Origin of the sequence: Nguyenibacter vanlangensis (assembly GCF_013376155.1) — a bacterium.
GTDB classification, from domain to species: Bacteria; Pseudomonadota; Alphaproteobacteria; order Acetobacterales; family Acetobacteraceae; genus Gluconacetobacter; species Gluconacetobacter vanlangensis.
On sequence record NZ_JABXXP010001064.1, the window covers coordinates 1 to 756 of the forward strand.

The window sequence follows — 756 nt, forward strand, 5'->3', positions numbered from 1 at the left end:
CGCGTTCTCCGGCGGCCAACGGGCGCGGATCGGCATCGCCCGGGCGCTGGCGGCGGAGCCGGAACTGCTGATCGCCGACGAGGCCACGGCGGCGCTGGATATCTCGGTACAGGCGCAGATCCTGAACCTGCTGCTGGACCTGCGTGACGATCTGGGTCTCGCGGTCCTGTTCATCACGCATGACCTGGCGGTGGTGCGCGTGCTGTGCGACCGCGCGCTGGTGCTGCGCCGGGGAGAGGTGGTCGAGGCCGCGGAAACCGCCACCCTGTTCGCGGCGCCCCGCCATGACGACACGCGGGAATTGCTGGCGGCGCATCGTCCGGCGGGGGGATCGGCATGATCGGTCTGGAAGTCTGCGTCGATGACGTGCGCGGCCTTCGGGCGGCCCAGCAGGCCGGCGTGGCCCGGGTCGAACTCTGTTCCGCCCTGGCGCTGGGCGGCCTGACGCCGGATTGCGGCCTGATGCGGCTGGCCGCATCGCTGCCGGTCCCGGCCTATGCGATGATCAGGCCCCGGGCCGGCGACTTCCTGTTCGACGATGACGAGGAAGCGATGATGCTGGCCGACATCGCGGCCGCGCGCGCGGCCGGCCTGGCCGGTGTCGTGCTGGGGGCCAGCAGGGCGGATTTCACCCTGGATACGGCGATGCTGGCCCGGCTGTCGGCGGCCTGCGGCCCGATGGGGCGGACGTTGCATCGGGCCTTCGACCTCGTGCCCGATCCGGCGCAGGCCCTCGAGGCCGCGGTGGAACTGGGC

At 72.5% G+C, this 756-nt stretch carries 2 protein-coding genes; both read left to right on the forward strand.

The annotated features are described in order from the left end of the window. Nucleotides 1-340 (forward strand): ATP-binding cassette domain-containing protein (locus HUK84_RS21235; RefSeq protein ID WP_176641929.1); only part of this gene is annotated, 340 nt, incomplete at its 5' end. Then, nucleotides 337-756, forward strand: a 420-nt coding sequence (locus tag HUK84_RS21240) for a copper homeostasis protein CutC (RefSeq protein WP_281362885.1), incomplete at its 3' end; no start/stop codon positions are given. The genes HUK84_RS21235 and HUK84_RS21240, both read left to right, overlap by 4 nt.